Consider the following 25,208-nt stretch of genomic DNA (forward strand, 5'->3'; position numbering starts at 1 on the left):
GAGCCTCACGGGTAGCCGAGGATCTCCTGCCGCTTCTCGCCCCAGGCCAGGGCGGAAGCGATGGCCTCGTCGAGGCTGAGCTCGGTCCGCCAGCCGAGCAGGTCGGCGGCCTTGTCGGCGCTCGCGAACGCACCGGCCGCGTCGCCGGGTCGCGCCGGCGCCTCGACGACCGGCACCGACCGGCCGACGACCCGCTCCACGGCGGCGAGCAGCTCGCGCACCGTCACGCCGTCGCCGGACCCGAGATTGATGTAGGTGTACGGCTCGCCGACCTTCTCCAGCACCGCGTCGAACTCCTCCACCGCGCGCACGTGGGCCCGGGCGAGGTCCCACACGTGGATGTAGTCCCGGATGCCCGATCCGTCGCGGGTCGGGTGGTCGGTGCCGGTGAGGGTGAAGGTGTCGCGCAGGCCCAGCGCCGCCTGCGCCATCAGGGGTACGACGTGGGTCGCGTCGCGCAGGTGGTAGCCGGTGCTCAGGTCCGGGTCGGCACCGATCGGGTTGAAGTAGCGCAGGATGACCGCGCGCAGGTCGGTGGCGCGAGCCAGGTCCTCCAGGACCATCTCCATCATCCGCTTGGTCCGGGCGTACGGCGAGGTCGGGTCGACCGGGTCCCCCTCGGTCACCTCGAAGTCCAGTGTCAGCGCATACAGCGACGCCGTGGAGGAGAACAGGATCCGCGGCCGGCCGAGCGCGGTCAGCTCGTCGAACATCTCCAGCGACTTCGCCACGTTGTCGCGGTAGTACTCGTACGGCTTCTCGACCGATTCGGGTACGACGATCCGCGCGGCCATGTGGATCGTCGCGTCCAGGTCGGGGTGCTCCTCGACGATCCGCCGCAGCAGTGCCCGGTCGGCGATGTCGCCCTCGTAGAAGATCCGGTCCCCGACGTACAGCCGCGGACCGACGAGCAGCGAGTCGAGCACGACGGGCGTGTGCCCCGCGACCTCGAGGGCCTTGCAGGTGATCGAACCGATGTAGCCGGCGCCGCCGGTGACCAGGACCTTCATGCCCGAACCCTATTCGCTGGTCGAGCAGCACCCGGTGGTCGAGCAGGAGGCGCACCCCGGCGGTTGAGCAGGGAGGCGCACCCCGGTGGTTGAGCAGGAGGCGCGCCCCGGTGGTTGAGCAGGGAGGCGCGCCAGCGCCGAGCGTGTCGAAACCCCCGCACCCAACAAGCAGCGTCAGCCCGAGCTCCTACCGAGAAAGCGCTTCCGCCAACAGCGGCGGCACCTGATCCGGCGACGACTGCCGGAACGAGCGCCCCACCGCGATAGCGAGCGGCAGCGGTACGACGCACCAGACGAGCAACACCAACCCGAGAAGGAACCAGCTCATGCCTCGAGTCTGAACGCCGCTCATGCACACCAGACCCACCCGCCGTTCACCTCCAGGTAACACTTTCGAGGCGCCGGGTTTGCCGCCTGTCACCCCCGGGCATCGGGCGCTCATGGCGACCTTCGACCTCTTCCTCGGACAGCTCTTCGAGCGCGTCGAGGAGACGCTCACCACCCCGTTCGAGGACTGGTGCCGCGATCACCGCGTCCACCCCGAGTCCCGGAACGCCTGGGCGCGCTTCGAGGCAGCTCAAGCAGCGCAGACCCCGGTCGCCGGCTGAGCCGACACCCCTCGACCCCAGTATCCAAGGGGCCCATCTGGGGGATTTACCTCTAAGGACGGGTGATTGGTTGGCGACGTGTCCTTTGCCGAGTCATGATGTTCCTCGCCGCCCAGCTCTGGGTTTGGGAGGGAGCTCGGACGGCAGACCCGGGTCGCGTGTATCCCCGTGTGCGCGACCCGGGCACCCTCCCCCAGCGCCCCGCCGGCTCAGCCGGCTCGCGAGACGCCGATGCCGACGTGGAACCTGCTGCGGCAGGGGCACGGCCACGTGCCCGTGCTGACCCCACAGGTCACGCGCTCCGGCTTCAGGCCGGGCAGGAGCCTCTTCATGCGCTCGCTCCTCTTCAGGTCGTGGACCTGGTCATGACCGCACCTCGGGCAGGCTTCCGCCACCGTGATTCCCCCTCCAGGATCACTCAACAGACTTAGCCCCCGTGCGTGCTCGAGTCTGTCAGCGATCGGCAGAGTTCGGTGAGGAAGACCTGAGATAGGTAGAGGATCACAGTTCAGGCGTTTGACGCAGGGCCCAGCGGCGTTCCGCACACGCTGGCATGATCCGACCATGCCCACCGCGCTCATCACCGGCATCACCGGTCAGGACGGCCTCTACCTCGCCGAGCTCCTGCTCTCCAAGGGGTACGCCGTCCACGGCCTTGTCCGGGGACAGAACAACCCCAAGGGCTGGCTCGTCGAGAAGCACCTCCCCGAGGTGCAGCTCCACCACGGCGACCTCACCGACATGTCCAGCCTGCTGCGTGCACTGCGGGAGTCCGACCCCGACGAGGTCTACAACCTGGGCGCGGTCTCCTTCGTCGCCTACTCGTGGGAGAACGCCCACCTCACGACCGACGTGACCGCGAAGGGAGTTCTCAACCTCCTCGAAGCGTTGCGCCTGCACACCGGCGACCGGCCCGACCACGTCCGCTTCTACCAGGCGTCGAGCTCCGAGATGTTCGGCAAGGTCCAGGAGTCGCCCCAGCACGAGCGCACCCTGCTCTGGCCGCGGTCGCCGTACGGCGTGAGCAAGGTCTTCGGGCACCACATGACGATCAACTACCGCGAGTCGTACGGCATGCACGCGTCCTCGGGCATCCTCTTCAACCACGAGTCGCCCCGCCGAGGTCCGGAGTTCGTGACCCGCAAGATCAGCCAGGCCGTCGCCCGGATCCACCTCGGACTCCAGGACGACGTCGTGCTCGGCAACCTGGATGCCGAACGGGACTGGGGCTTCGCCGGTGACTACGTCGAGGCGATGTGGTTGATGCTCCAGCAGCCGACGGCGGACGACTACGTCGTCGCGACCGGGGAGACCCACTCGATCCGCGACTTCCTCGACGTGGCCTTCGCCCATGTCGGCATCGAGGACTGGACGCCCTATGTGCGGCAAGACGCGCGCTTCATGCGGCCGGCCGAGGTCGACACGCTGGTCGGCGACGCGAGCAAGGCTCGGGAGGTGCTCGGGTGGAAGCCGAAGGTGTCGTTCCCCGAGCTCGTCGCGATGATGGTCGAGGCCGACCTCGACGCCATTCGCCAGGGTTGGTGAGATGCCCCGCGCCTTCATCACCGGGGTCAGCGGACAGGACGGCAGCTACCTCGCCGAGCGTCTCCTCTCGGAGGGGTACGAGGTGCACGCCCTCGCCTACTCCAGCGAGCCGTCCCCCAGCTGCCCGGGCGTCGTCCTCCACCGAGGCGACCTGACCGACATCGACAGAGTCCGCAGCCTGCTCGTGGAGATCGGTCCCGACGAGATCTACAACCTGGCCGCGATCAGCTCGGTCGCGCGCTCCTGGCAGGAGCCCGATCTCACCGCCCGCGTGAACGGCCTGGCGGCGGTCGGACTGCTCGAGAGCGCTCTCCAGGCGCAGGAGGCGACCGGCACCGCGGTGCGCTTCGTCCAGGCGTCCAGCGCCGAGATCTTCGGCGAGCCGGCGAGCTCACCTCAGAACGAGGACACCCCACTTCGTCCGGTGAACCCGTACGGCGCGGCGAAGGCCTACGCCCACCTGATGACGGGGGTCTACCGGGGCCGGGGACTGCACGCCGCGAGTGCCATCCTCTACAACCACGAGTCCCCGCGCCGCCCGCCGCAGTTCGTGACCCGCAAGATCACCTCCGGGGCGGCCTCGATCGCCCGGGGCGAGGCGGACGCCATCACCCTGGGCAATCTGGACGCCCGCCGGGACTGGGGCTGGGCACCGGACTTCGTGGACGCCATGGTCCGGGCGGCCCGCGCCGACGAGGCCACCGACTATGTAGTCGCCACCGGCGAGGGCCGGACCGTCCGCGACTTCGTCGTCGCGGCGTTCCGGTACGCCGGCATCAGCGACTGGGAGCGACACGTCCGGGTGGATCCTGCCCTCGTCCGTCCCGCCGACCCGTCCGACCTGACGGGCGACGCCACTCTCGCCCGAGAGCTGCTGGGATGGCACCCCAGCGTGAGCTTCGACGAGATCGTGGGACGGATGGTCGAGGCCGACCTGACCCGGGCTTGACTCGGTGCCGCCGGCGGCGCTGCGTTCACGATCTCAAGTGGAGAACGTCACCCGTCTTACGCGTCGATTCGGATGCGCATTTCGTGCCCCTCGGCCACAATGAGGATGGCAATGAAGCCCCTTCCTCATCGGCTCCACCCTCGCCCGGGTGAACCACCAGGACATATATGTCGATCCTCTCCGAGCAGCGCGCGCGCTTGATCTCGGCGACGCCCAGCCGCAGCCTGCGCTATCTGCCGGTGACCGCCTTCGTCCTCGACTTCGCGATCATCGGCGCCTGCACGGTCATCGCGGTGCTGGGGCGCAAGGAGCTCCGCTTCTTCGACAGCTCGGCCGATGTCTCCGCCGACGTCGCGATCGCCGGCCCGTTCATCGCCGCGGGCTGGCTGCTCGTGCTCCTGCTCTTCGGCGCCTACGAGAAGAGCGTGTTCGGGGACGGCACCGACGAGTTCAAACGGGTCACCAACAGCACGTTGGTCGCGGCCGCACTGGTCGGGGTCGGCTGCTACATCGCCAAGGCCGACCTGAGCCGCGGCTTCTTCGTCCTGGTGTTCGGCCTCGCCCTGCCCCTGCTCCTGGTCGGCCGCGGCGTGCAACGGCGAGCCCTGCACACCGCTCGACGACGCGGCGCGCTGCGCCACCGGGTCCTGATCGCGGGCTCCCCGTCCCACATCGACGAGATCGCCGGGGTGCTGCGACGCGAGTCGTGGCTGGGCTACCAGGTGGTCGGCTGCCTGACCCCCGCGTACGACCTCACTGAGGAGACGCGGCTCGGAGTGCCGGTGCTCGGCAACTCCGACGAGGCCACCTCCGTGGTGCTGGAGTCAGGCGCCGACGTCGTGTTCTTCGCCGGAGGCGCGCTCAGCTCGGCCAACCAGATGCGCAAGGTGGTCTGGGACCTGGAGCACCACGACGTGCAGGTCGTCGTCGCCCCGAGCGTCACCGACATCTCCAGCGAGCGGGTCCGCGTGCGACCGGTCGGCGGCCTGCCGCTGATCCATATCGACCGACCGGCCTGGAGCGACGCCTCCCGCTGGGGCAAGCGACTCTTCGACTTCGCCGGCTCGCTCGGCCTGATCCTGGCCTTCAGCCCGCTCATGCTCCTGGCGGCCATTCAGATCAAGCTGAACGACCGCGGCCCGGTGCTCTTCCGCCAGACCCGCATCGGCAAGGACGGCGTCGAGTTCAACTGCCTGAAGTTCCGCACCATGGTCACCAACGCCGAGGAGCTGCTGGCCAAGCTGCACACGGAGCAGGGCTACGAGAACGGTCTGTTCAAGATGAAGGACGACCCGCGCATCACGCGTCCAGGCAAGATCCTCCGCCGGCTCTCCCTCGATGAGCTACCGCAGCTCTTCAACGTCTTGCGAGGCGAGATGAGCCTGGTCGGCCCTCGGCCGCCGTTGCCAATCGAGGTTGCGAACTACGAGGCCGACACGGCGCGGCGCCTGCACGTTCGACCCGGCATGACCGGTCTGTGGCAGGTGTCGGGACGCTCGGACCTGTCGTGGAGCGAGGCGATCCGTCTCGACCTCTACTACGTCGACAACTGGTCGATGGTGCAGGACATCTCGATCCTGGCGAGGACGTTCGGGGCTGTGTTCTCGAGCCGCGGGGCGTACTGAGCGACCTCGTCGCACGTTCGACTGCCAGCGGTGGCTCGTCGTCTGTTCTCGGCCTGCGGGGATCTCGACAACGTCGGCGCCGGCGCGCCTCCTGCTCGATCACCGGTGGCCTCGGCGCTGGCGCGTCTCCTGCTCGATCGCCGATTGAGAGCTGAGACGCCGACCCCGGGAACTCAGTGGGTGAGCAGGTCCATCAGGTAGGCGCCGTAGCCGCTCTTCATCAGCTTCGAGGCTCGGGCGGCGAGGCCGTCATCGTCGATGAAGCCGAGCCGCCAGGCGACCTCCTCGGGGGCGCCGATCTTGGTGCCCTGCCGGTGCTCGATGGTGCGGACGAAGTTGCTGGCGTCGTTCATGTCGTCGAACGTGCCGGTGTCGAGCCAGGCGGACCCGCGCGGGAGCACCTCGACCTGCAGCCGGCCGGCCTCGAGGTAGATCCGGTTGAGGTCGGTGATCTCCAGCTCGCCACGGGCCGACGGCTTCAGGTCCTTGGCGTAGCCGACGACGTCGTTGCCGTAGAAATAGAGCCCCGGCACGGCGTAGTTGCTCTTCGGGTGCTCGGGCTTCTCCTCCAGGGAGAGTGCGACGCCATTCGCGTCGAACTCCACGACGCCGTAGGACGTCGGGTCAGCCACCCGGTAGCCGAAGACCGCCGCGCCGTCCAGGTCCTCGAAGCGCCGCAGGCGCGTGCCCAGACCCTCGCCGTGGAAGATGTTGTCACCTAGCACGAGGCCGACCCGATCAGAGCCGATGTGGTCCTCGCCGATCACGAAGGCCTGGGCCAGCCCGTCCGGGCTCGGCTGCTGGGCGTAGGTGATCGAGATGCCGAACTGCGATCCGTCCCCGAGCAGCCGCTCGAAGAGCGACGCCTCGTGCGGGGTCGTGATGATGAGGATGTCCTGGATGCCAGCGAGCATCAACGTCGAAAGCGGGTAGTAGATCATCGGCTTGTCGTAGACCGGCACCAGCTGCTTGCTGATCCCGAGGGTGATCGGGTGCAGTCGCGAGCCCGTGCCGCCGGCCAAGATGATTCCGCGCATGAGGATGACCCTAGCCAACCCGCGGCCTCAGGCCGTCGATCCCTAGACTCTGACCATGCAGCGCATCCTCGTCACCGGCGGCGCCGGCTTCATCGGCTCCAACTTCGTCCATCACCTGGTGGAGCACACCGACGCCACGGTCACCGTCCTCGACAAGCTCACCTACGCGGCCAGCCGCGAGTCGCTCGCCGGGCTCCCCGAGGCCCGGGTGTCGCTCGTCGTCGGTGACGTCGCGGACGCCTCGGTGGTCGAGCCCCTGGTCGCCGACCACGACGCGGTCGTGCACTACGCCGCCGAGTCGCACAACGACAACTCGCTGAGCGACCCCAGCCCGTTCGTGCAGACCAACATCATCGGGACGTTCACGCTGCTCGAGGCGGTCCGCAAGGCCGGGGTCCGCTTCCACCACATCTCGACCGACGAGGTGTACGGCGACCTCGAGCTCGACGACCCGGAGCGGTTCACCGAGCAGACGCCGTACAACCCCTCCAGCCCCTACTCCTCCACCAAGGCCGGCTCCGACCTGCTGGTGCGGGCCTGGGTCCGCAGCTTCGGGGTGCAGGCGACGATCTCGAACTGCTCGAACAACTACGGGCCGTGGCAGCACATCGAGAAGTTCATCCCCCGCCAGATCACCAACGTCGTCGAGGGGATCCGGCCCAAGCTGTACGGCGCCGGCCTCAACGTCCGCGACTGGATCCACGCCGACGACCACTCCTCGGCGGTCTGGACCATCCTCAACAAGGGTGCGATCGGCGAGACCTACCTGATCGGCGCCGACGGCGAGCAGAACAACCTCGATGTCGTGAAGATGATCCTGACTCACTTCGGCAAGGCCGAGGACGACTTCGACCACGTCACCGACCGCGCCGGTCACGACATGCGCTACGCGATCGACTCGACCAAGCTGCGCACCGAGCTGGGCTGGCAGCCGCAGTTCGCCGACTTCGAGACCGGCCTGGCCAACACCATCCAGTGGTACGTCGACCACGCCGACTGGTGGCGGCCGGCCAAGCAGCAGACCGAGGCCTCCTACGCCGCGAAGGGCCAGTAGCCCCCGCCGGTTGGTTGAGCAGCGAAGGACGGAGTCCTGAGCGTGTCGAAACCCCCGCAGCCCACCGGCGACAACGACCGCGAACCTCTCACGAAAGCAGACCGATGAGCCTCCCCTCGCTTGAGACGACCTCCATCCCCGGACTCGTCGTGCTCCGGCTCGACCTGCGCGAGGACGCCCGCGGCTGGTTCAAGGAGAACTGGCAGCGCGAGAAGATGGTCGCGCTCGGCCTCCCGGACTTCGGGCCTGTCCAGAACAACATGTCGTTCAACGCCAAGCGCGGCACGACCCGAGGCATCCACACCGAGCCGTGGGACAAGTTCGTCTCGGTCGCCAACGGCCGGGCCTTCGGGGCCTGGGTCGACATGCGCGAGGGCGACTCGTACGGCGCGGTGTTCACCGTGGAGCTCGACCCCGCCACCGCGGTGTTCGTGCCCCGGGGCGTCGGCAACAGCTATCAGACCCTCGAGGACGGGGTGACCTACTCCTACCTCGTCAACGAGCACTGGCGACCGGCGACGCCGTACCCCGCGCTCGACCTGGCCGACGCCACGATCGCGATCCCGTGGCCGATCCCGCTCGCCGAGGCGGAGATCTCCGACAAGGACCGCACCAACCCCGCCCTGGCCGACGCCGCTCGGATGGCGCCCAAGAAGACCCTGATCATCGGCGCCAACGGTCAGCTCGGTCGCGCGCTCAACAAGGAGTTCCCCGGCTCCGATCTGGTCGACATGGTCGCAGCCGACGGAGTCACCGTCCTCGACCTCACCGACGCGGCTGCCGTCGCCGCCTGGCCGTGGCACGAGTACGCGCTGGTTCTCAACGCCGCCGCCTACACCGCGGTCGACGCCGCCGAGACGCCCGAGGGCCGACGCATCTCCTGGGCGGCGAACGCCTCGGCCCCCGCAACTCTGGCGCGACTCGCGGCCGAGCACCACTTCACCTTGGTCCACTACTCCTCGGAGTACGTCTTCGACGGCACCGCCGAGCTGCACACCGAGGACGAGCCGCTCAGCCCGCTGGGCGTCTACGCCCAGACCAAGGCCGCCGGCGACATCGCGGTCGGACTGGCCCCGCGCCACTACCTGCTGCGGACGTCGTGGGTGATCGGCGACGGCAACAACTTCGTGCGGACCATGCAGATGCTCGCCGGCAAGGGCGTCTCCCCCACCGTCGTCGACGACCAGGTCGGACGCCTCACCTTCACCGGCGAGCTATCTCGCGCCACGCGGCACCTGTTGGACGGCGGAGCGACGTACGGGACCTACAACCTGAGCAACGGCGGCCCGGCGATGTCGTGGTGCGACCTGGCCAAGGAGGTCTTCCGCCTCAGCGGTCGCTCGGCCGACGACGTCAGCCCGGTCAGCACCGACGAGTACGCCGCAGGCAAGGCGATGGCGCCGAGGCCCAGCAACAGCGTGCTGGACCTCGCGAAGATCACCGCCACCGACTTCGAGCCCGAGGACGCCCTGGTCGCGCTGGCGCGCTACTGCGCCACCTGACCCCCGGTGGTCGAGCAGGTCGCGCACCGACCGTGTCAAAACCCCCGCAGCCTGTAGGCGACCTCAAGTCACAGAGTCCCGCTCCCCCAGGGAGCGGGACTCAGTCGCTTCAAGCAAAGACGGTGATTGAGCAGGTCGCGCAGCGACCGTGTCGAAGACCGACCCACCGGTGGTTGAGCAGGTCGCGCAGCGACCGTGTCGAAGACCGATCACCGGTGGTTGAGCAGGTCGCGCAGCGACCGTGTCGAAGACCGATCACCGGTGGTTGAGCAGGTCGCGCAGCGACCGTGTCGAAACCCCCGCAGCGTCCCGGCGACCTCAACCGCCCGACTCAGCCGCGGTCAGACGTTGCGACCGTAGTCGTCCTCAAGGCGGACGATGTCGTCCTCGCCGCAGTACTCGCCACGCTGCACCTCGATGACGATGAGCAGCTCGTCCTCCATGTTGGTGATCCGGTGCGGCTGCTTGAGCTCGACCTCGACACACTCGCCAGGGCCGACGATGATGGACTCACCGTCGACAACGCAGGTCGCCTTGCCGGACACGATCACCCAGTGCTCGCTGCGGTGATCGTGGGTCTGGTACGAGAGCCGCGCATGAGGCTTGACCTCGATACGCTTGACCTTGAAGCCGTCACCCTCGTCGAGGATGTGCCACGAGCCCCATGGTCGCTCTTCGGATTCGCCGATCATCTCTTCCTTCAGCCCCCCAGCTGGGTAGGTGAGCCGATGGTCCTGCGGCTCGGTTCAGGTGCGACCAACCCTAAGGGCGGACGGCACGCGCCACGCGTGGACGAAACAACTTGTTGACGAACCCCGTCACATTGTTGCCGTCTCGAAGACCCACTGTTCATCAGGCGGCAGGTTCAGCGGCGCCTTAGCCCTGCAAGAGCGGGACGGACATCGGCCAAGAACACAAGAGCTGCGATGAGGAACGCAAGACTGATGAAGATCGGCAGGCCGATCCCGATCACGGACAACAGAGCCCCCAGGCCCAGCACGATCGTCCAGCCCTGCTTGGACCACTTGCCCGCGGCATCGTAGGCCTCGGCCGAATACGTCAGGCTCATCACGAAGGCGAAGATCGACACGACGATCACCGCGAAGTGCACGAGGAGCATGACGAGGCCCACCCCGGTGTCGACATCTGGCATGACCTCAGCCTACTCAACAACGGAGAGGTCCGGCCGACTTGGCAGCGGCATCCGTGGTCGCTTGGGCGGCGATGTAGGCGGCTTGGCTGAAGTGGCGGCGATGCCGCACGACGAGCACCTTGGCGTGGCTGCCCCGTGCGCCGGTCCCGATGGCGACAACGTCGTCAACACAACGCTGACACTCGCTGGGGAAGAACCTCGCGTCGCGCTGGAATCCGGCGACCCGCACTCGGTGGCAGCTCGGCGGGCCGTAGCGACCTTGGAAGCGTGTCGATGCGGGCGCCGACCACATTCGCGGCGTGGCGGCGGAGCTCCTTGGGTTCGAAGTCACTGACACACTCTCAGTGGTCGACAGCGCGGACCGAACGTCCTTCTGGACGTCCAGAAGGACGTGCTCGTGAGCGCACCCGTCAGCAAAGAAGACATGTAAACCTCGAGCAGTGGCAGTTTCCAACCAACTCCGCAAGCGGACGTCGCAGACCGCGATTGATCTGGCTCAGTAGGACCTGCCCGCTCGGCAATCCAGGCAATGTGTACCGAGTGGCCGTGCCCGCCTCCTGGGGGTAGTCGCCAAGCCCTCGAGAGGCTGTTCGACCTTCCGTTTCGACACGTCTCCCGGACTGCTAACAGCCGCAAGCAGATGGCCGGTGTTCTTGCTCACAAGACCACGGTTCGCCGCGACGACGTCAGCGCCACCGCACTAGTCTCTTCGGCGTGCGCATCCGCGTACGCGCCTCCTCGCGGAGAACGAAAGTGGATCGCACCGGAGCCCACATTGACGAGTACCACTACGCCCTCGCCCGTGCGAGATTCCGAACGCCAGACTCGTGGCGCCGATCAGTCCGCCAATGCCCATAGCAGACGACGTCTCCCCTCTCTACGACCTTCGCCATGACCACCTCCCCCATGAAGGCCACAACTTGAGTCACGCCATCCGGTTCGACACCGTCCCACTCCTGGTTGATCGACTCATCGTCCATCAGTTCGACGCCGCGCGACCGTCTCCGGGCGGGATCGACAGTTGCCTGCGCGGGATCTGCCGGTATGCACCCGAGGGCATGTCGATCGCAATCGTGGGTGTCGATACCGGCGGCGGTCCTGAGGGCCGGGCCCTCGGCAGGTGGGAGAAGCACAGGTTCGACGATCGCGAGATCTGGTTCCTACCGGTCGCGAGTCTGGACCCAGGCAATCAGCGACGGCGGGTTCCGCACGCAGCACGGTTGGTCGCCGGAATGCTCCGCTACCGTCGTCGCCTGCCGAAGTCGATCTGGACCCAGGCGCACCGAATGGATACCGGGGTCGCGGTCCGTTTGATCTTCCGCCGCAAGTTTGCCTACTTCATCCACACGCAGGAGAGCGGCCTGACCGGCCAGACGTCGGACTCCGTCTGGCGAAGGCTCGGCTCGATCCACCATCGTTTGGAGCGCGGCAACGTAAAGCACGCCGACGACGTCGTCGTGTTCAACGAGGAGTTCGCCTCGTCGCTTACCGCCGAGTACCCCCAAGCTCGCTTCTCGCCCACCTGGTACGACCCAGCGATTCTCGGATCCGGACCCCGTGAGCCGTTCTCGATCGTGTGGGTCGGACGGCTGGAGGTTCCGAAGGACCCGATGCTCGCGGTGGAGACGATGAGGCAACTCGTCGAGCTGGACCCTCGACGACCATGGCGCCTCAGCCTGCTGGGCGACGGGACCGAGATGGAGAACCTTCGACAGCTCGCAGCCAAGCTCGGGGAGTCTGCGCCCTTCGAGCTTCTCGGGCGGGTCGCGCCCGAAGACGTCATGGACCGGTTGTCGAAGGCCTCACTGTTCCTCATGACATCCCACCCCGGTTACGAGGGTTACCCCAGGGTTCTCGTCGAGGCACTCGCTTCGGGACTACCTGCGGTCGTCACCGCAGGTTCGGACACCGGGTCACTCATCGACGACGGAGTGAACGGCTTCGTCACTAGCCGGGACCCGAAAGAGATCGCCTCGCGGCTTGTCCGCGCCCACGACCTGCACTCAGATGCTGCCCGCAACACCGCCGAGTCGCTCGCCGCGCCGGCCGTCATCGCCAGGATCTATACTTCCGGGCACGTGAGTTGATGGCATCGGATCCGGCCCGGCCCGTGAGCGTTCGCCGGTCACTAGAAGGTGACCTTCTCTTGGGGGGCTCACCACTCTTCGTCGGTACACGCGACGAGCTCGTCGACTGCCTGGATTCCTGGAGCCGGAGCGGTACGCCAGAACTTGTGGTCACGCCGAACGTTGATCATGCGATTAACCTGGGCGAGGACGATCGATACGCGAAGGTCTACGAGCGCGCGGTCCTGCGGCTCATTGACGGAGCGCCCCTCTTGTGGCTGGCCCGTCTGATCGGCTTCAAGAACGTCCAGAAGTTCTCCGGGTCCGACCTCATCGGGATCTGCGCTTCGGTCGCGCTCGCCCGCGGTTGGCGCGTGGTGCTGATCGGCGGCGACTCGGACCTCTGCAAACTGGCCCTCGACAGGCTGCAAGCGAGCCACGCATATGCCGATGACACCTTTGCAGCACTTCCCGTCCCTTTCCTCTCGACCCCCGACGCCCCTGCCTCTCGCAGGACGATCGAGGAGCTAACCACGCTGGTCCCAAGCATCGTCTTCGTATGCCTCGGTTCGCCTAAGCAGGAACTGTGGTTCGAGGCCTGGGCCGCCCACCTACCTCCGGCCGTCTACGTCGGCGCGGGTGCGACCATCGAGTTCGTCGCGGGAACCAAGAAGCGCGCACCACGCATCATCCAGATACTCGGTCTCGAGTGGACGTGGCGACTTGCCCTCGAACCTCATCGTCTCTGGCGCCGTTATCTGGTGAAGGGGCCCCGGTTCCTCCCAATCGTAGTCCGGTCCCTCCTCGAAAGGAACGTGAAGTGAGAGCACTGGTCACCGGTGTCGCCGGATTCGTCGGCAGTCACCTGGCAGAGAGGCTGCTCATCGACGGCCACGAGGTTGTCGGGATAGACAGCTTCACCGACTACTACGACAACGCCCTGAAGGCGGCGAACCTTGCTCAGGTCCAGGTTCATGGTGACCGGTTCACGTTTGTCGAGGGCGACCTCAACACTGCCGATCTGGAACTGATCCTGAGAAATGTGACCCATGTCTTCCATCAGGCGGGCCAGCCTGGGGTCCGGCTTTCCTGGGGCAAGGACTTCGCGGCATACATCGATGCAAACATCGCGGCCACCCAGCGCCTGTTGGAGGCTGCTCGAACTGCGCCTCGACTCGAGCGGCTCGTGTATGCCTCGTCCTCATCCGTCTACGGCGACGCCGAGACGTACCCCACCCTCGAGACCGACCGGCCGATGCCCCGCAGCCCGTACGGCGTCACCAAATTGGCCGCCGAGCACCTGTGCGTGCTGTATGCAAAGAACTTCGGGGTGCCGACGGTGTCCCTGCGCTACTTCACCGTCTACGGGCCGCGACAGCGGCCGGACATGGCTTTCACCCGGTTCCTCCGGGCAGCAGTCACCGGCGGCATCATCACGATCTACGGCGACGGCGAGCAGGTGCGCGACTTCACGTATGTCGCCGACATCGTCGACGCGAACGTGCGGGCGGCCACCGCCGACGGGGTTCCGCCAGGTGCTGTGTACAACGTGGCAGGCGGCTCTTCCGTCACCGTGAATGAGGTGCTCGCCATCATCAAGGAGCTCTCCGGACACGAGCTGAATGTGGAACGAACGGACGCTGTGGACGGCGACGTACGCCGAACCGGAGGATCAACCGAGGCATTCGAGGCAGCCACCGGGTGGAAGAGCGCCGTCTCGCTCGAAGCCGGCCTTGCGAATCACCTCACGTGGACCCTCGAGCAAGTCCAAGGATGATCACTCACACTGCCTCGCGTCGTCGCACGGCGAGCCTATGACGGCGCAGATCAGTCGGCCCGAGAATGGCGGTCACAGCCAGCGTGTGCTTGTGCGCACACTTCCGCTGTCCACCGGCAACTACGGAGGGATCCTCCAGGCCTGGGCGTTGCAGCAGGTGCTGAGGGACCTGGGCTACGAGGCCGCCGTCGATCTCTCAACCACCGTCTTGCCGCCAGAGAGGCTCCGACGGCGCTTCCGGCGCCGAGCAGAGCTGCTGGTCGCACATTGGGCGCCGAAAGGTTGGGCCCCAGAGCCCGCCACCAAGCGAGCCTTGCGCCCCTATGTACACCAGCAAATTTTGCAGTTCCTCGACCGTCTGGAAACCGCGCACCTATATGACGAGGGTGGCCGAATCGACCTGGACCTCGTGCGCGCGACCGATGCCTTCGTCGTCGGAAGCGATCAGATTTGGCGTGCCGACTACGGGGATGTCGCCTCCTACCTTCTTGATGGCGTCCCAGCTGATCACCCAGGCCCCCGGATCGCCTTTGCCGCGTCGTTCGGCGTGGACACGCCGTCACCCCGACTCCAGAACCATCGATCCGCCGCTGCGTCCCTCACCTCAGTCTCGGTACGCGAGGACTCGGGAGTCGCAGCATGCCGCCAACTGTGGGGGGTCGAGGCAACCCGCATGGTTGATCCCACGATGCTGATCCCCGCAAGCCGCTACGTGGACGAATTGTCTGCGGCCGAGCGAACCGATGGAGGGCTTGTCACCTACGTCCTCGACTGGGACGAGACCAAACGTGCGATCGTCGAGGACTGCGCCCAACGTCTCGGGGTTCCGGCTCGACAGATCCTGCCGATGACAATTCCCGGTTATCGTCAGGTGCGGGCCGACCCCTCGCGATACTGGTACCCGAGTGTGGAGGAGTGGCTGACTGACCTCAGCTCGGCCGACTTCATCATCACCGACTCGTTCCACGGGACCGTGTTCGCGATCCTATTCAACAAGCCGTTCCTGGTCATTCCGAACGTCGAGCGCGGCACCGCTCGATTCGACACCATCCTTCGTTTGTTCGGGCTACGGAACCGGCTGGTGACAGACCGGCACGCAGCGCAAATCGCCTCTGAGGGGTCGATCAACTGGCCGGATGTCAACGCCAGACTTCAGTCCGAACGCAAGAGAGCTTTGGACTTCCTCGCTGTGGGGCTCAAGAGCCCGGTTCAGGCTGATCTTCCACCTTCTTCCGAACGCCCCGAGGAATGATGCGCCCGTGTACTCCGACGACCCACTGATCCTAGAGCTCCTAGCCCTCCTGAAGAGCCACGGCGTAAGCCGTGTCGTCATTGCCCCCGGGTCACGGCACTACCCGATTGCGAGGAGCCTGGAGAGCGACGACTACTTCACGCTCCATTCGGTCGTCGACGAACGGTCGGCGGGATTCTTCGCGCTCGGCTTGATTCAAGCGTCGAGGTCCCCTGTTGCCACGCTGTGCACCTCAGGGACAGCGGCCGTCAATCTGGGATCCGCGGTCGTCGAGGCGTTTTACCAACGTCTCCCACTCCTGGTCATGACGGCTGACCGACTGCCTCAGTTACTGGGTCAGATGGAGGACCAGATGATCGATCAGACGGAGCTCTTCAAGAACTCCGTCCGAAGCCGGGCGCTTCTCCGGGCAGGGGGTTCCGATCTGGATCGCTGGTACAACAATCGGTCCATCAACACGGCACTCCTCGCTCTCACTCACGCAGGCGGCGGGCCGGTCCACCTGAACATTCCGATCGCCAGCCATTCCAAGGGCGTCACCTATACGACCAGCACTTTGCCTCGGGTACGGGTAATCCGCCGTAGCGAAGAGCCCTCGCCCGACGAATGGGCGGCAGTGGCCGAGCGGCTCGACGGAAAGCGCGTTCTGGTTGTCTGGGGTCAGGGCGCATCGCGCGATCTTCGTGTCGAGGACGCTCTCAAGCAGTTCGCCGACGCCTATGACGTCGCGGTTATGGTGGACCACCTGTCGGCTGTCGATCACGACTCGCGCATCCCCCGGCCATACGCCCTCCTGATGAGCGGCGCCTCTCGCTCTCCGCAGCTCGTCCCCGACATTGTCATCACCGTCGGTGGCAACACGTTCTTCGTGGATCAGCTGAAGCGGCTCATCGTCGGCGCTTCGGTCGAGCACTGGCGTGTGCATCCGGACGGAGAGGTCGTCGACCCGTTCCAGAGGTTGACTGACGTCTTCCAGTGTGGGGCTGCTCATTTCTTCACCAATGCCGTCGGCGCCCAAGTCGCTGCGAGCCGCGGGCGCAGCTACGCGAGTGCGGTCCGTGAGATAGCGCTAGCTGTCCCGGAGCCCGATGAACCCTACGGCGAGCTGGCGGTCATCTCGGCGTTCCTAAAGTCCCTTCCAGCGGGCTGTGTCCTGCACCTCGCCAACAGCGCTCCGATCAGAATGGCGCATCTCTACGACCTCGATCCGAGCATCACTGTCTTGTCGAACCGCGGAGTCAACGGTATCGACGGCTCAATGTCGACGGCCTTGGGGTTCGCAGCCGCAGATGAACGCCTCAACTTTCTCTTGGTCGGCGACCTGTCGTTCTTCTACGACATGAACGCACTTTGGATCCGTGATCGCGCACGGAACCTGCGGATCCTGCTCATCAACAACGGTGGCGGAGCACTGATGCACGCCGCGCCTCTGACGCCCGACCGTGCTGAACAGGGAGCCCGCCACATTTCGGCCGGTCACGCCGCGACTGCCAAGGGGTGGGTCGAGTCACTGGGCATCACCTACTCCGCTGTCCGGACGGATGCTGAGGTTGCGGCCGCCATCGCTCAGCTCACCGATGCGACGCGCATCGATGGCGTGGTAGTGGAGATCTTCACCGAGAAGGTTGCTGATATCGAGCAGTTCAAGGCCTATCAAGCGGCAATCTTCGGCGTGAGCACTGGGCTCTCCACGAGTCAGAAGATCCGTCGCCTTGGGGGCAAGGTACTGCGACGACTCGGCCTTCGCTGAGTCCCCGAACAAGGAGGAACTGATGGCACGAAGCCCGACTCGACGCCTCAGGTCGAGCATCACCGCACCCCTGCGCAGGCGGTTCGGTCGAGTCGCAACTGCGCGGCCCTACGAATTGGTGGTGACTGAAACCGAGCGTCCACTCGCCGGGAAGGTAGCCGTCGTCACTGGCGGAAGCGGGGCCCTCGGCCGGGCCATCTGTATCCGTCTCGCCACCCATGGCGCACACGTGCATGTCCTGGGGAGGGACGCCGCCCGGCTCTCCGACGTCATCCGTGAGATCGAGTCGCTCGACGGTTCAGCCGAGGCCCATCAGGTCGATCTGCTCTCGGACGCAGCGGTCACCGCATTCTTCGCCGGCGTCCCGAACCTGGACATTCTGGTCAACAACGCCGGGGGGAGCTCACGCGAGGCTCACGCCCTCCTATGGGAGCAGAGCCTGGACGTCATCGACGAGATCGTCGCCACCAACCTCCGAGCCGCCATGATGTGCACCATGCGGGCGAGCGCCACGATGGTGGCCAGCGGTTCACCCGGCAGCATTCTGCTGATCGGATCGACCGTCGGTGTAGGCGGCAAGGCACGCTTCTCCGACTACGCCGCTACCAAGGCCGCACTGTTCGGCTACACACGATCCGCAGCGCTTGAGCTCGGGCCGATGGGCGTGACGATCAACTGTCTGTCGCCGGGAGTCATCCCGCGCGGCGACCTGCTCGAATCGGAGATCACCAAGGAGAGGGCGAAGAACGTGCTCGGGCGAATTGGAACCTCTGAGGACGTTGCTGAACTCGCCTCCTTCCTGGTCAGTGACCGTGCTGCCTTCATCACTGGTCAGAACTTCATCGTCGATGGCGGACGATCACTCGGCCTGTTCGGCGATTCATGATCGAACACTCTCAGCGCGCGCGGGCGCACACACGCGATGAGTGACACCCTGCAGCGCGGCGTTCGCGGCGCGAGCGTGACCCTCGGCGGCCAGGGCGCGCTGCTCCTGATCCAGCTCGCGGGGACCATTGCCCTCTCGCGCCTACTCAGCCCGGATGACTTCGGCCTGTTCGCACTCGTGCTTGTCTTCATGGCCTTCGGCGAGCTGCTTCGTGACATGGGAATGCCCGCCGCCGCGCTCCAGGCCAAGTCGCTCAGTCACCAGCAGGCATCGAACATCTTCTGGGTGTCAGCCGCGCTCAGCACCGCGGCTGGCGTGGCCCTGGTCGTGGCGACCCCGCTCCTGGTCGGAATCTACGATGAGCCCAGGCTTTCCCTGGTGGCCCCGACGATGGCGCTCGTACTCCTCGTGAGCGGGCTTCAAGCGCAGTACCAGGTCCGGCTCGCCCGAGCAATGCGCTTCACCGACATCGTGATCGCCAACGTGGTGGCGCGACTGGCAGGCTTGTGTATCGGCATCGTGGGAGCGGTCGCGGGCCTGAGTTACTGGGCGCTGGTGCTCCAGGCCGTCGGGAGCGCGGTCCTTTCTCTCCTCCTTCTGCTGTTCATGGCGAGGTGGCTACCAAGCAGACCTCGGAGGAACAGCGGCTCCAGAGAACTCCTCCGCGCCGGTGGACACCTCGGCGGTGCCCAGCTACTGGGATACGCCGCAGACAACGTCGACACCCTGGTCATCGGCTGGCACTTCGGACCATCGGTCCTGGGCTTCTACAACCGCGCGTTCCAATTGTTCATGGCGCCACTGAACACTGCGTTCAACCCGCTGGTGCGCGTCATCGTCCCAACCGTCAACCGCGCTGTCGAGGAGGGAAAGCGCGCGAGCCAGATCCTCCTGCGTGTGCAGCTCGGACTATGTGGCCTGGTGATCTGGGTCCTCCTGGTGACCGCCACTACTGCGCCGTGGCTGGTTCCCGCGCTGTTGGGAGAACAATGGTCGAACGTGGTCACGCTGCTACAGATCTTGGCGATCGGTGGCGCGTTCCGAGCCTTGAGCCAGACCAACTACTGGACCTACCTCGTCGAGAATCAGTCGAAGGAGCTCCTGCTCAGCAACGCGATCAGTAAGCCCCTACAGATCGTCCTCGTCTTCGGCGCCGCATTCGTGAGTGTCGAGGCGGTCGCGTGGGCCTACGCGATCGGACGGGCACTCACCTGGCCGTTCAACTTGGTGTGGATGCTCCGCATCTCCCGCGACTACTCCTGGCAGTTCGGCCTCAACGGCGCTCGTCTTCTGCTGGCAGCCGGAGGATCGTTCGCCGCTAGTTCGTGGGTCCTCGACCAGAGCGCCCTTACGGCGCTCGCCGCCATCGGCTTGGGAACCCTGCTCAGCACCGTCATATTCGGCCTTCTCCTGGTGCTTGCACCCGGAGGTCGTCGTGAGCTCGCTGGAGTCGCATCGATCGCACAAGCGCTCCGGACGCGTGCGACGTCGCCAGTGGTCGAGCCGTGAAGAAGGTTGACGCGAGCTCCCGGCGGGGAGTGAGTGCCTATGCTGGGGCGCATGATCGGACCGCAGCAGTGCGCACGGCCGTCCCCTCTCGGCGGTCTGTCACGAGGCGGCCGAGAGCGGACGTCTACGCCACATCGCCCCATAAGGCCGATGTGACCGCAGCGCCAACAATCACCAGGTGGGACGTTCTCGCGGCGGCCGTCGCAGCGAGATCAGTGTCCGACGTTGGTGCCGGTGGGTTCACAAGCTCGCTGCTGCCCAGTTCCCTCCTCTCGATCATGATTGCCGTCGCGGTCCTGGCGCTCCCGATCGTCATGGTGCGCAAGTTCGATCACAGCACGGCCGGTCTCCTGGTGCCGGCGGCGTACGTCCTCGCTCTCCTGAGCCTGCAAGGCTTCGTCACGTTCGGTTTGTCGACCGTGCTCTTCGGCGACTTCGTCCGCTACATGGCCCTTGGCGCCTTGTTCGCGCTTGCGGCCTCCCGCTCAGTCACGACCAGGGAGATCACACGCTTCTATGTGATCAGCTGCCTGCCAGCAGCCCTCATCAGCGTTGCCGGAGGTCTCGCCTCCGCGCCATGGGCAACGAACGCGACGGGCCGCGTCGCAGGCACCTTCAGCCACTCCAACGCCGCCGGTGCCTACTTCGCGGTCGCAGCGCTTGCCGGTCTCGGCCTCTGGATCGTCACCCGCTCGCGATCAGCTGCGCTGGTGGCCCTGCTTAACTTGTTTGGGTTGCTGATCACGCAGTCTCTGGGTGGCGTGATCGGGCTCGCAGGCGGCGTCGGCGCGATCGTCCTCTTCAATGCACGCGCCTCCGCAACGACGCGCTGGATCACCCTGTTGCTATCGGGATTGATCGCGCTCGCCGGGCTGACCCGAACGTCGGTGTTCGGCAGGATTGCAGAGTTCAGGTCAGTGTCGATCGACTATTCGCTGAATACAGCGGCAGCATCCGACAGCTTCACCTGGCGAATCGTCAACTGGGTGCAGCTGGTGGACATCTGGCGCGAGTCACCAATTTGGGGGCATGGTCTCGGAACCACGTCGTACATCCAGCCACTTGGAACGTTCGCCCACAGCATGCCGATCGAGATCCTGGTCGAGACGGGCGTCGTTGGGCTGGCCTTGGCGACCGCGATCCTTGTCAGTGGTCTGCGCATGGGCGTCTCATTATCGAAGGCCCTGCATCCACTCGGCCCACTGACCGTCGGTCTCCTCGTGTTCGTGGTACTCAACGGTTCTGAGTCGAATCTCCTTCGTTACACTGCCGCCGATTTTCTTCTCGCCGCTCTCCTCGGACTAGCTATGGGTGCGCGGAGATTCCAACGGGACGGAGCGGCGACGCTCCTAAGCACGAGCAGCACGGAGCGCACATGATCTCGGTCGTTGTCCCTGTCGGTGGTTTCGATCAAGACCTCTTGGATCAGATCGAGGCGCTGGCACACCAACGTACCGACACTGACTTCGAGGTTGTGATATCAGCCAACACGGTCGAGGCGCTGGGATCCCTCCGAGCGACCAACCTGCCTCCCCGCTTCCGGGTGATCGACTCAACGGCGGTCGTTGGGCCGTCGGCGGCACGCAATGCCGGGTGGCGATCGGCCACCGGAGAGGTGATCCTCTTCTGCGACGCGGACGACGTGGTCTCGTCGGAGTGGGTGCAGCGCCTTGGCGAACTCTCCGTCAGCCATGCGATCGTCGGGGGTCCTCTCGATTACGACCTGCTCAATCGTCAGGGGCGGGGGCGCTGGGTCCACGACTGGTCGAAAGGGCTCCCGACCAAGTTCGGACATCTACCGTTCCTCCCGTCGGCGAACCTGGGCGTCTCACGCCAACTGCTGGAGGATCTCAACGGATTCAACGAGGGCCTCCGCGCCTGCGAGGACACCGACCTGTGCTGGCGGGCGCAGGAGCTGGGTAACGACATCGGCTTTGACCCCGCAGCCGTTGTTCACTACCGCCTCCGAACCTCGTACCGTGCGACCTGGCGACAGAGCCTGACCTACGGCCAGTACGACGTCGCCTTCGCACTTCAACGCGGGATCAGGTCCTCCTGGTCGGACCTGACCGTCAACGCCGTCCGATCGCTCGCGTTCCTGGTACGCGCCACGATCGACCCGTCCAAGCGACATGCTGCAGTCGGAAAGTGGGGCGTTCTCGCTGGCCGGACGAGAGCCGCTCTGGTTCGCCCATCCAGTCGTCGCGGTTCTCGATGAACCGATGCCCGCGCTAGAGAACTCGGTCGGTCTGCCACCGCAAGAAGGTCCGCTCCGCGATACTCAGCGATGAGCCTCGCTCTCCCACGATCTGGAGAAGGCGCTCCATCCCCCCCTGGTCGCATTCCGAGGTGATCTGCGATCGCCGCAGTTGCGCGAACCAGGGCGCATTCTCGCCTGCCTCTTCTTCGTACGACTCGCGCAGAATCGCATCCTGCTCCCGCTTCGCCATCCATTCCGGGGAGCGCGTGACCTGACCATCGTGAATGCGATAGGCGATGGTGGGCGGGGCGAAGCGCTCAACCTTGTATCCATGGGCGAGCAATCGCAGCCAGAGGTCGTAGTCTTCCGCTGGTGTGTCCCGATAACCCCCGACTGTCTCGACGGCGGCGCGTGTAAGGAACGCGGTCGGGTGCGACAACGGGTTGGACATCAGGAGGCTCACCCGGAGTACGTCAGTACTGAGGCGGATCGGCGCCTGAGGCTTGAAGAGCATGCCACGCATCAGAACGACGCTCGAAAACACCGCTGCGGCTCCCTGGGCCTGCCGCAGCTGGAGCCTGAACCGCCAAGGAAAGCAGACGTCGTCGGCATCCATCCGAGCGACGTACTGGCTGTCCGTCTCGTCGATGATGCGATTGAGCGTGGCCGAGACCCCCATCGACCGCTCGTTGCGGAGAATCACGAGCCGGCTGTCCGCGAATGCGCCCAGAGATTGCGGGGTCGAGTCGGAGCTGCCGTCATCGCAGACGACCAACTGAGCGTCCGCGGGCAGCGCCCGCAATGTGGAGCGTAGGGCGCGACGCAAGTGGTGCCCACCGTTACGAACTGGCATGGCGACGACGAGCTGCGGCATCCCCTATGGCTCTCTTCCGGTCTCTTATCCGAACCGACACGTCCAGCGTAGCGGTGGCCCGGAGTCAGGCCGGCTGGTCCGACTACTGGTGCCTGGCTAGGTCCGAGGAGTCGGTGTCCAGTGGCGCCCCATACTTCTGGTGCGTGCGGCGCCAGGTCGAGTCAGGTGCCGCTGTTGATCATCCCTGCCCCGACGGTCACACCAGTCGCCTCGTCGATCAGGATAAATGACCCCGTCGTGCGGTTCTGCGAGTACGGGTCGCACAGAAGCGGCACGGTGGTGCGCAGCTGGACGCGGCCGATCTCGTTGACGCCGAGCTCCTTGGTCTCCTGGTCGCGGTGCAGCGTGTTGACGTCCAGGCGGTATTGGATGTCCTTGACCAGGGCCCGGGCGGTGCGGGTGGTGTGCTTGATGGCCAGCTTCTGCCGCGGCTTGAGCGGGGTGGTGGTCATCCAGCAGATCATCGCGTCGATGTCCTGGCTGGGCTGCGGCGCGTTGCGCACGCGCGCGATCATGTCGCCGCGGGAGACGTCGACGTCGTCCTCGAGCCGGATGGTGACGCTCATCGGCGGGAAGGCCTCGGTGATCTCGCGGTCGAAGAGGTCGATGCCGGCGATCTTGGAGGTCATGCCGCTGGGCAGCACGACGACCTCGTCGCCGGGCTTGAACACACCGCCGGCGACCATGCCGCCGTAGCCGCGGTAGTCGTGGTGCTCTTCCGACTTCGGGCGCACGACGTACTGGACCGGGAAGCGGGCGTCGATGAGGTCGCGGTCGGAGGCGACGTGCACGTGCTCGAGGTGGTGCATGAGGGTGGGACCGGAGTACCAGCTCATGTTCTCGGAGCGGTTCACGACATTGTCGCCGGCCAGGGCCGAGATCGGGATGACCTCGAGGTCGGGGATGTTCAGCTTGGTCGCGAACTGGGTGAACTCGGCATGGATCTTCTCGTAGACCTCCTGGGAGTAGTCCACGAGGTCCATCTTGTTGATCGCGAGCACCAGGTGCGGGACCCGCAGCAGGCTCAGGATGACCGCGTGCCGACGCGACTGCTCGGTCAGGCCGTTGCGGGCGTCGACCAACACCAGGCCTAGATCGGCCGTCGAGGCGCCGGTGACCATGTTGCGGGTGTACTGCACGTGGCCCGGGGTGTCGGCGATGATGAACTTGCGGTTGGGCGTCGCGAAGTAGCGGTACGCCACGTCGATGGTGATGCCCTGCTCACGCTCCGAGCGCAGCCCGTCCGTCAGCAGCGCGAGGTCGGTGTAGTCGTACCCCTTGGACTGGCTGGTGGCCTCGACGGCCTCGAGCTGGTCGGCGAAGATCGACTTGGAGTCCAGCAGCAGGCGCCCGATCAGGGTCGACTTGCCGTCGTCGACCGAGCCGGCAGTGGCGAACCGGAGCAGGTCCATCCGGTCGCTCTTGATGGTGCTCATCAGAAGTAGCCTTCCTTCTTCCGGTCCTCCATGGCGGCCTCGGAGAACCGGTCGTCACCACGGGTGGCGCCGCGCTCGGTGAGCGTGGCGACGGAGATCTCGTCGATGATCTCGGGGATGGTCGACGCGGTGGACTCGACACAGCCGGTCAGAGAGATGTCGCCGCAGGTGCGGAACCGCACCGTGCGCTCCTCGACGACCTCGCCCTCGCGGAGCGGGTTGAGCGGCGTCTCGCTCATCAGCATGCCGTCGCGCTCGAACACGCGGCGCTGGTGGGAGAAATAGATGTCGGGGATCTCGATGCCCTCGCGGCCGATGTAGTCCCAGATGTCGAGCTCGGTCCAGTTCGAGATCGGGAAGATCCGCATGTGCTCGCCCGCGTGGAGCCGGCCGTTGTAGAGGCTCCAGAGCTCCGGACGCTGCATCTTCGGGTCCCACTGACCGAACTCGTCGCGGTGCGAGTAGACCCGCTCCTTCGCGCGGGCCTTCTCCTCGTCGCGGCGCCCGCCACCGAAGGCGGCCGTGAAGCCGTTCTCCTCGATCGCATTCAACAAGGTGCCGATCTGCATCCGGTTACGGCTCGTCTTGCCGTCGTCGACGACGACACCGTTGGCGATCGCGTCATCGATGCTGGCCACCACGAGCCGGACGCCCAGGCGGTTGACCCAGTTGTCGCGGGTCGTGAGGACCTCGGGGAAGTCGAGACCCGTGTCGATCTGCAGCACCGGGAACGGGATCTTCGCCGGATAGAAGGCCTTCTCGGCCAGTCGGAGCATCACGATGGAGTCCTTGCCACCCGAGAACATCAGGACTGGCTTTTCGAACTCGGCGGCGACCTCACGGAAGATGTGGATCGACTCCGCCTCCAGCTGGTCGAGTTGACTCAGCCGGTAGTCGGCGTGCGTTTCGGTCATGACTGACGGGGACCTCTCGTCGGGACAGCAGCGGTCATCGTATCCGCCGGCGCGCCGGCGC

General features: G+C 66.0%; 24 protein-coding genes. 15 read left to right on the forward strand and 9 right to left on the reverse strand.

The genetic code is table 11. The features are described from left to right. Nucleotides 1-5: 5 nt before the first annotated feature. Complete coding sequence (galE, locus tag MUB56_RS01435; RefSeq protein ID WP_244930138.1) at nt 6-1,010, reverse strand: UDP-glucose 4-epimerase GalE; 1,005 nt, start codon at nt 1,008-1,010, stop codon at nt 6-8. Nucleotides 1,011-1,197: 187 nt separating this feature from the next. After that, nucleotides 1,198-1,338 carry a hypothetical protein gene (locus MUB56_RS01440; RefSeq protein ID WP_244930139.1) on the reverse strand — a complete coding sequence of 47 codons (141 nt, stop codon included), beginning with the start codon at nt 1,336-1,338 and terminating at the stop codon, nt 1,198-1,200. 112 nt (nt 1,339-1,450) lie between these two features. Here MUB56_RS01440 and MUB56_RS01445 point away from each other — a divergent pair, with 112 nt between their 5' ends. After that, nucleotides 1,451-1,618, forward strand: coding sequence for a hypothetical protein (locus MUB56_RS01445; protein ID WP_244930140.1), 168 nt, complete (start codon nt 1,451-1,453; stop codon nt 1,616-1,618). 209 nt (nt 1,619-1,827) lie between these two features. On the opposite strand, the gene MUB56_RS25825 is transcribed toward MUB56_RS01445, so the two are convergent. Continuing rightward, nucleotides 1,828-1,950 (reverse strand): hypothetical protein, encoded by a 123-nt coding sequence (locus MUB56_RS25825; RefSeq protein WP_280637348.1) that lies wholly within the window; start codon nt 1,948-1,950, stop codon nt 1,828-1,830. A 232-nt stretch (nt 1,951-2,182) separates the two neighbouring features. On the opposite strand from MUB56_RS25825, the gene gmd reads away from it, so the two are divergent. From gmd to MUB56_RS01460, 3 genes are all read left to right on the forward strand, one after another. After that, entirely contained in the window at nt 2,183-3,163 is a 981-nt protein-coding gene (gmd, locus tag MUB56_RS01450; RefSeq protein ID WP_244930141.1) for a GDP-mannose 4,6-dehydratase, read from the forward strand. 1 nt (nt 3,164) lies between these two features. Next, the gene (locus MUB56_RS01455) at nt 3,165-4,112 is read left to right on the forward strand and encodes a GDP-mannose 4,6-dehydratase (protein WP_244930142.1); all 948 of its coding nucleotides are present in this window, start codon (nt 3,165-3,167) and stop codon (nt 4,110-4,112) included. A gap of 167 nt (nt 4,113-4,279) precedes the next feature. Then, nucleotides 4,280-5,737, forward strand: a complete 1,458-nt coding sequence (locus MUB56_RS01460; protein ID WP_244930143.1) for a sugar transferase — start codon at nt 4,280-4,282, stop codon at nt 5,735-5,737. A gap of 173 nt (nt 5,738-5,910) precedes the next feature. Here MUB56_RS01460 and rfbA read toward each other — a convergent pair whose 3' ends face one another. Then, entirely contained in the window at nt 5,911-6,774 is an 864-nt protein-coding gene (gene rfbA / locus MUB56_RS01465) for a glucose-1-phosphate thymidylyltransferase RfbA (RefSeq protein WP_244930144.1), read from the reverse strand. A gap of 55 nt (nt 6,775-6,829) precedes the next feature. Here rfbA and rfbB point away from each other — a divergent pair, with 55 nt between their 5' ends. After that, nucleotides 6,830-7,828: a dTDP-glucose 4,6-dehydratase gene (gene rfbB / locus MUB56_RS01470; RefSeq protein ID WP_244930145.1), complete on the forward strand. Its 999-nt coding sequence runs from the start codon at nt 6,830-6,832 to the stop codon at nt 7,826-7,828. A 104-nt stretch (nt 7,829-7,932) separates the two neighbouring features. Then, nucleotides 7,933-9,330 (forward strand): bifunctional dTDP-4-dehydrorhamnose 3,5-epimerase family protein/NAD(P)-dependent oxidoreductase, encoded by a 1,398-nt coding sequence (locus tag MUB56_RS01475; RefSeq protein WP_244930146.1) that lies wholly within the window; start codon nt 7,933-7,935, stop codon nt 9,328-9,330. Between the two features lie 341 nt (nt 9,331-9,671). Here MUB56_RS01475 and MUB56_RS01480 read toward each other — a convergent pair whose 3' ends face one another. Together MUB56_RS01480 and MUB56_RS01485 are read right to left on the reverse strand one after the other, a co-directional pair. Further along, nucleotides 9,672-10,022, reverse strand: coding sequence for a phosphomannose isomerase type II C-terminal cupin domain (locus MUB56_RS01480; RefSeq protein WP_244930147.1), 351 nt, complete (start codon nt 10,020-10,022; stop codon nt 9,672-9,674). Between the two features lie 173 nt (nt 10,023-10,195). Beyond that, nucleotides 10,196-10,483, reverse strand: coding sequence for a DUF2516 family protein (locus MUB56_RS01485; protein WP_244930148.1), 288 nt, complete (start codon nt 10,481-10,483; stop codon nt 10,196-10,198). 920 nt (nt 10,484-11,403) lie between these two features. Between MUB56_RS01485 and MUB56_RS01490 the strand changes: the two genes are divergently transcribed. From MUB56_RS01490 to MUB56_RS01530, 9 genes are all read left to right on the forward strand, one after another. Continuing rightward, nucleotides 11,404-12,570, forward strand: coding sequence for a glycosyltransferase (locus MUB56_RS01490; RefSeq protein WP_244930149.1), 1,167 nt, complete (start codon nt 11,404-11,406; stop codon nt 12,568-12,570). Between the two features lie 23 nt (nt 12,571-12,593). Further along, nucleotides 12,594-13,373 carry a WecB/TagA/CpsF family glycosyltransferase gene (locus tag MUB56_RS01495; protein WP_244930150.1) on the forward strand — a complete coding sequence of 260 codons (780 nt, stop codon included), beginning with the start codon at nt 12,594-12,596 and terminating at the stop codon, nt 13,371-13,373. Next, nucleotides 13,370-14,326, forward strand: coding sequence for an NAD-dependent epimerase/dehydratase family protein (locus MUB56_RS01500; protein WP_244930151.1), 957 nt, complete (start codon nt 13,370-13,372; stop codon nt 14,324-14,326). The genes MUB56_RS01495 and MUB56_RS01500 overlap by 4 nt, the downstream gene beginning before the upstream one ends. A gap of 37 nt (nt 14,327-14,363) precedes the next feature. Beyond that, on the forward strand, nt 14,364-15,578 hold the full coding sequence (locus MUB56_RS01505) for a polysaccharide pyruvyl transferase family protein (protein ID WP_244930152.1): 1,215 nt from the start codon (nt 14,364-14,366) through the stop codon (nt 15,576-15,578). A gap of 7 nt (nt 15,579-15,585) precedes the next feature. Then, nucleotides 15,586-17,328, forward strand: coding sequence for a 2-succinyl-5-enolpyruvyl-6-hydroxy-3-cyclohexene-1-carboxylic-acid synthase (gene menD, locus MUB56_RS01510; RefSeq protein ID WP_244930153.1), 1,743 nt, complete (start codon nt 15,586-15,588; stop codon nt 17,326-17,328). 121 nt (nt 17,329-17,449) lie between these two features. Further along, nucleotides 17,450-18,214, forward strand: coding sequence for an SDR family NAD(P)-dependent oxidoreductase (locus MUB56_RS01515; RefSeq protein ID WP_244930154.1), 765 nt, complete (start codon nt 17,450-17,452; stop codon nt 18,212-18,214). A gap of 36 nt (nt 18,215-18,250) precedes the next feature. Then, entirely contained in the window at nt 18,251-19,723 is a 1,473-nt protein-coding gene (locus tag MUB56_RS01520) for a lipopolysaccharide biosynthesis protein (RefSeq protein WP_244930155.1), read from the forward strand. Between the two features lie 278 nt (nt 19,724-20,001). Next, nucleotides 20,002-21,102, forward strand: coding sequence for an O-antigen ligase family protein (locus MUB56_RS01525; protein WP_244930156.1), 1,101 nt, complete (start codon nt 20,002-20,004; stop codon nt 21,100-21,102). Beyond that, nucleotides 21,099-21,941 (forward strand): glycosyltransferase, encoded by an 843-nt coding sequence (locus MUB56_RS01530; RefSeq protein WP_244930157.1) that lies wholly within the window; start codon nt 21,099-21,101, stop codon nt 21,939-21,941. The genes MUB56_RS01525 and MUB56_RS01530 overlap by 4 nt, the downstream gene beginning before the upstream one ends. Before the next feature lie 13 nt (nt 21,942-21,954). Here the strand turns inward: MUB56_RS01530 and MUB56_RS01535 are convergent, their stop codons facing one another. The 3 genes from MUB56_RS01535 to cysD all read right to left on the reverse strand — a co-directional run bounded on the left by MUB56_RS01535 (nt 21,955) and on the right by cysD (nt 25,147). After that, on the reverse strand, nt 21,955-22,797 hold the full coding sequence (locus MUB56_RS01535; protein WP_244930158.1) for a glycosyltransferase: 843 nt from the start codon (nt 22,795-22,797) through the stop codon (nt 21,955-21,957). Between the two features lie 161 nt (nt 22,798-22,958). Beyond that, complete coding sequence (locus MUB56_RS01540; protein ID WP_244930159.1) at nt 22,959-24,233, reverse strand: GTP-binding protein; 1,275 nt, start codon at nt 24,231-24,233, stop codon at nt 22,959-22,961. Continuing rightward, nucleotides 24,233-25,147 (reverse strand): sulfate adenylyltransferase subunit CysD, encoded by a 915-nt coding sequence (gene cysD, locus MUB56_RS01545; RefSeq protein WP_244930160.1) that lies wholly within the window; start codon nt 25,145-25,147, stop codon nt 24,233-24,235. Before cysD ends, MUB56_RS01540 begins: the two co-directional genes overlap by 1 nt. Between the last annotated feature and the right edge of the window lie 61 nt (nt 25,148-25,208).

This window comes from Nocardioides sp. W7 (genome assembly GCF_022919075.1).
Lineage (GTDB): Bacteria > Actinomycetota > Actinomycetes > Propionibacteriales > Nocardioidaceae > Nocardioides.

Excerpts from the sequence above, each read along its gene's own strand:
- galE (WP_244930138.1), bottom strand. The coding sequence starts at position 1,010 with ATGAAGGTCCTGGTCACCGGCGGCGCCGGCTACATCGGTTCGATCACC.
- MUB56_RS01440 (WP_244930139.1), bottom strand. The coding sequence starts at position 1,338 with ATGAGCTGGTTCCTTCTCGGGTTGGTGTTGCTCGTCTGGTGCGTCGTA.
- MUB56_RS01445 (WP_244930140.1), top strand. The coding sequence starts at position 1,451 with ATGGCGACCTTCGACCTCTTCCTCGGACAGCTCTTCGAGCGCGTCGAG.
- MUB56_RS25825 (WP_280637348.1), bottom strand. The coding sequence starts at position 1,950 with ATGAAGAGGCTCCTGCCCGGCCTGAAGCCGGAGCGCGTGACCTGTGGG.
- gmd (WP_244930141.1), top strand. The coding sequence starts at position 2,183 with ATGCCCACCGCGCTCATCACCGGCATCACCGGTCAGGACGGCCTCTAC.
- MUB56_RS01455 (WP_244930142.1), top strand. The coding sequence starts at position 3,165 with ATGCCCCGCGCCTTCATCACCGGGGTCAGCGGACAGGACGGCAGCTAC.
- MUB56_RS01460 (WP_244930143.1), top strand. The coding sequence starts at position 4,280 with ATGTCGATCCTCTCCGAGCAGCGCGCGCGCTTGATCTCGGCGACGCCC.
- rfbA (WP_244930144.1), bottom strand. The coding sequence starts at position 6,774 with ATGCGCGGAATCATCTTGGCCGGCGGCACGGGCTCGCGACTGCACCCG.
- rfbB (WP_244930145.1), top strand. The coding sequence starts at position 6,830 with ATGCAGCGCATCCTCGTCACCGGCGGCGCCGGCTTCATCGGCTCCAAC.
- MUB56_RS01475 (WP_244930146.1), top strand. The coding sequence starts at position 7,933 with ATGAGCCTCCCCTCGCTTGAGACGACCTCCATCCCCGGACTCGTCGTG.
- MUB56_RS01480 (WP_244930147.1), bottom strand. The coding sequence starts at position 10,022 with ATGATCGGCGAATCCGAAGAGCGACCATGGGGCTCGTGGCACATCCTC.
- MUB56_RS01485 (WP_244930148.1), bottom strand. The coding sequence starts at position 10,483 with ATGCCAGATGTCGACACCGGGGTGGGCCTCGTCATGCTCCTCGTGCAC.
- MUB56_RS01505 (WP_244930152.1), top strand. The coding sequence starts at position 14,364 with ATGACGGCGCAGATCAGTCGGCCCGAGAATGGCGGTCACAGCCAGCGT.
- MUB56_RS01520 (WP_244930155.1), top strand. The coding sequence starts at position 18,251 with ATGAGTGACACCCTGCAGCGCGGCGTTCGCGGCGCGAGCGTGACCCTC.
- MUB56_RS01525 (WP_244930156.1), top strand. The coding sequence starts at position 20,002 with ATGATTGCCGTCGCGGTCCTGGCGCTCCCGATCGTCATGGTGCGCAAG.
- MUB56_RS01530 (WP_244930157.1), top strand. The coding sequence starts at position 21,099 with ATGATCTCGGTCGTTGTCCCTGTCGGTGGTTTCGATCAAGACCTCTTG.
- MUB56_RS01535 (WP_244930158.1), bottom strand. The coding sequence starts at position 22,797 with ATGCCGCAGCTCGTCGTCGCCATGCCAGTTCGTAACGGTGGGCACCAC.
- MUB56_RS01540 (WP_244930159.1), bottom strand. The coding sequence starts at position 24,233 with ATGAGCACCATCAAGAGCGACCGGATGGACCTGCTCCGGTTCGCCACT.
- cysD (WP_244930160.1), bottom strand. The coding sequence starts at position 25,147 with ATGACCGAAACGCACGCCGACTACCGGCTGAGTCAACTCGACCAGCTG.